This window comes from Streptomyces sp. ALB3 (assembly GCF_044385685.1).
GTDB lineage: Bacteria > Actinomycetota > Actinomycetes > Streptomycetales > Streptomycetaceae > Streptomyces.
On record NZ_JBISCE010000042.1, the window covers coordinates 1 to 3,448 of the forward strand.

The following is a 3,448-nucleotide window of genomic DNA, read 5'->3' on the forward strand; positions in this document are numbered from 1 at the left end:
CTGCGCCTCCAACTTTACCAGACTCTTTTTCGTTCCGTTTCCGGTCCGAATTTGATTCCGGTGGCCTGTGGAGTGGCCTTTGCCTTTCGGCTGACTCGACTTTATCAGAAGCAATTCGGCCGAAGCGAATCCGGCTGCTTGCTTACTCGTAAGAGAAGAATCGATCGGCTCCGCGAGGATCGCGTCCCCTGCAAGAGCGAGATGAACTTTAGACGTTCCCTCGGGAGCTGTCCAGCTCCTTGGAACCGTTAAAATCTACCTCTCCACACGAACCGTGTCAACAGTCCTTGTGGGCGAACTGGAGACTAGCAGGTCACAGGCGTCGCGCGCACATCGGACGGTCAGGCTGCGGCGGGTAGCTCAGCGCTGCGCCCGCCGGAATCAAGATCCCCCGTGTTCCCTGCGCGGGCCGCCCTGCCTCCGAGGATGTAGACGTAGAGGAGGAAGGCCAGCTCAGCCAGGACGCCGATGGTGATGCGGGCCCAGGTGGGAAGGCCCGACGGGGTGACGAAGCCTTCGATGACTCCGGAGACGAACAGGACCAGCGCCAGGCCGATCGCCATGCCTATCGCGGCCCGGCCCTGCTGGGCCAGCGCCGAGCGTCGCGTGCGCGGGCCCGGGTCTATGACCGTCCAGCCGAGGCGGAGGCCCGTGCCCGCCGCGACGAACACGGCCGTGAGTTCGAGCAGGCCGTGTGGCAGGACGAGGCCGAGGAAGGTGTCCAGTCGGCCGGCGGAGGACATCAGGCCGATGCCCACCGCGAGGTTGAGCACGTTGACGAAGAGGATCCAGATCACCGGTATGCAGAGGAACGCCCCGAGCACCAGGCACATGGCTGCCGCCTGAGCGTTGTTCGTCCACACCTGGGCGGCGAAGGAAGCGGCCGGGTGGCTGGAGTAGTACGTCTCGTACTCACCGCCGGGGCGGGTCAGGGCGCGCAGGTCGTCCGGGGCCCCGATCGACGCCTGGACCTCCGGGTGCGTACCGATCCACCAGCCGATCACGGCTGCCAGCAGGGTGGAGAGCACCGCGGTGGGGATCCACCAGTGCCGCGAGCGGTAGACGGCCGCGGGGAAGCCGGCGGTCAGGAACTGTGCGGCGTCCCGCCACGACGCACGGCGGGTACCTGTCACCGTGGAACGCGCCCGGGCCACGAGCTGGGTGAGGCGAGCCGTCAGCATGGGGTCGGGGGCGCTGGAGCGGACCAGGGACAGGTGGGTGGCGGTGCGCTGGTACAGGGCGACGAGTTCGTCCACCTCTTCACCTGTCAGGCTGCGCCCGCGATGCAGAAGATGGTCCAGTCGGTCCCACTCGGTGCGGTGGGTGGTCACGAAGACGTCGAGATCCATGGTCGGCTGCTGCTCCAGGCATGGGTGCGTACGGGTCCGTACTCCGGCGGTGCGCCGCGGGTCAGCTTGGCAGACTGTGGGCCCGAGGGGCAGGGAAGGGCGGCGAGGGGTGGGTGGCGATGAATGAGCTCGTGACCGGGGACGGGGTGGTACTGGGGGTTCAGCCCGCGAGGCTGCCCAGCAGGGCGTTGGCGATCGCCATCGATCTGGCGGTGCTTCTGACGGTTTTCCTGTTGCTGTCCATCGGACTGGCCTTGGCGACCGTGACGCTCGACGAGGCGGCGACCGCCGCGATCGCGGTCGCCACGTTTCTTCTGGTGCTGGTGGGCGGGCCTGTCGCGGTCGAGACGCTGACCCACGGCCGCTCGCTCGGAAAGCTCGCCTGCGGACTTCGCGTGGTGCGGGACGACGGCGGGCCGATCCGCTTCCGTCACGCGCTCGTGCGGGGAGCGATGGGGGTGGTCGAGATCCTGGGGACGTTCGGAGTCGTCGGCTGCGTCGCCTCTCTGGTGTCCGCTCGCGGCAGACGGCTCGGCGACGTGTTCGCGGGCACGCTCGTCGTACGTGAGCGGGTGCCTGCCGGGCGTGCTCTCGCCATGCCCCCGCCACCGCCCTGGCTCGCGGGACGTTTCGCGCAGTTGGACCTCTCGGGTGTGCCGGACGGTCTCTGGCTGGCGGTACGGCAGTACCTGACGCGGATGCACCAGCTCGAGGCCACGGTCCGTGGGTCCATGGCCGAGCGGCTCTCGGCGGACCTCGCCGCGCGTACGGGTGTTCCAGTGCCGCAGGGTGTACCGGCGGCCGCCTATCTGGCGGCCGTGGTGAACGAGCGGCAGATGCGGGAATTGCGGCGGGCGACGACCGCTGACGCGGGCCGGACCCGCCAGGTACCGGGGCCTCTGCCCGCACCTGTGGACCGGGGATTCCCCGGCGGCGGGGCGGTGGAGGGCAGGCCGGTGCAGGGCAGGTCCGCCGGAACCGGTACTGCCACGGCGGCCTCCGCGCCGCAGGGCGCGGGGCGGGCGGGGCGGGACACGGCCTCGGAAGCACCCGGGGGGCCGGCCCCGACGGGATTCGCCCCGCCCGCCTGAGCGCCGGGCGGTGCGAGCCGCCCGGGTCCGTCCTGCGCCGTCCGGTTCGCGGGTGTGTCGCGAGTCCGTGGGGGTGGGTCCCCGGGCCTGTCCGTGCCCCCGGGCCGGTCTTGTGCGTCGGGCCTGCTTGTGCCCCGGCCTGTCCGTGCCCCCGGACCCGTCCGTGCCCCCGCGCCCGCCTGTGGCCACCAGCCCGCTCGCGGCCGGCGTCCCGCCTCCGTCGTGCCCTCAGGGCTCGCCCGTCGGTGCGGGGCTCAGGCCCCGTCCGCCGGGCGGGGCATGTCCGAGGGCGGGGATTCGAGGTGCTCGAGCTCGATGCCCGGCGCCGCCAGCACCACGTCACCCGCGATGTGGACGGCGTGCTGCTCGCCGGTGTCCAGTGCGTTGACCTGGTACTCGTCCACGATCAGGGGTCCGTTGTCAGTGGTGTGCGCTTCACTGTCCAGCAGGCACCAGGACTGGTCGACGGTGCGGGGGGCGAGAACCGGGTCCGTGAAGGTGACCAGACGGACGCGGGTCGCGGGGGAAGCGGGGGTGAGACGCAGGAGCCGGGCGATGGCCACGAGGAAAGCGGGGGACGTGCCGGAGAAGGTGTGGGCACGGACATTGCCCTCGGTGGCGTGGGTGCCGGTGGGATCGGTCCGCACCCAGGTGACCCCCTCGAGGGCGGCGCCGCGGATCTGCCAGCTCGCGGCGTGCAGTTCGAGGCGGATGGGGCGGCCGAGCTCGTCCAGGGCCAGATCGACGGATCCCAGGTGGGCGCCGGAGGGACCCGTGGTCTGGGAGACATAGCGCCAGCCCGAGGGGCCGGGCGCGCAGTGGAAGTGTTCTTCGCCGAGGGGGGTGTGGTCGTGGACATCGTGGAGCGAATAACGGCCGCGGGGCATGGGGTCCTTCGGGTTCCTCGGGCTGTGCGGGTGCGGTACGGCGCAGGCCCCCGACACGGGGGTGCGGGGGCCTGCGCTCGGACCTGCTGCTGAGAGCTGTGCCGGCCGTCGGCCGACGGCC

3 protein-coding genes are annotated in these 3,448 nt (G+C 71.1%); 1 reads left to right on the top strand and 2 read right to left on the bottom strand.

Annotated features, from left to right (window positions below):
• Positions 1-341: 341 nt before the first annotated feature.
• Positions 342-1,349: a stage II sporulation protein M gene (locus ACHFIV_RS28345; protein ID WP_398974856.1), complete on the bottom strand. Its 1,008-nt coding sequence runs from the start codon at positions 1,347-1,349 to the stop codon at positions 342-344.
• 119 nt (positions 1,350-1,468) lie between these two features.
• Here ACHFIV_RS28345 and ACHFIV_RS28350 point away from each other — a divergent pair, with 119 nt between their 5' ends.
• The gene (locus ACHFIV_RS28350; protein WP_398974859.1) at positions 1,469-2,440 is read left to right on the top strand and encodes an RDD family protein; all 972 of its coding nucleotides are present in this window, start codon (positions 1,469-1,471) and stop codon (positions 2,438-2,440) included.
• A 254-nt stretch (positions 2,441-2,694) separates the two neighbouring features.
• Here the strand turns inward: ACHFIV_RS28350 and ACHFIV_RS28355 are convergent, their stop codons facing one another.
• The gene (locus tag ACHFIV_RS28355; RefSeq protein WP_398974862.1) at positions 2,695-3,327 is read right to left on the bottom strand and encodes a hypothetical protein; all 633 of its coding nucleotides are present in this window, start codon (positions 3,325-3,327) and stop codon (positions 2,695-2,697) included.
• Positions 3,328-3,448: the final 121 nt, after the last annotated feature.

What these genes read in the sequence shown, in the direction of transcription:
- ACHFIV_RS28350 (WP_398974859.1), top strand. Translation starts at nt 1,469, where the DNA reads ATGAATGAGCTCGTGACCGGGGACGGGGTGGTACTGGGGGTTCAGCCC.
- ACHFIV_RS28355 (WP_398974862.1), bottom strand. Translation starts at nt 3,327, where the DNA reads ATGCCCCGCGGCCGTTATTCGCTCCACGATGTCCACGACCACACCCCC.
- ACHFIV_RS28345 (WP_398974856.1), bottom strand. Translation starts at nt 1,349, where the DNA reads ATGGATCTCGACGTCTTCGTGACCACCCACCGCACCGAGTGGGACCGA.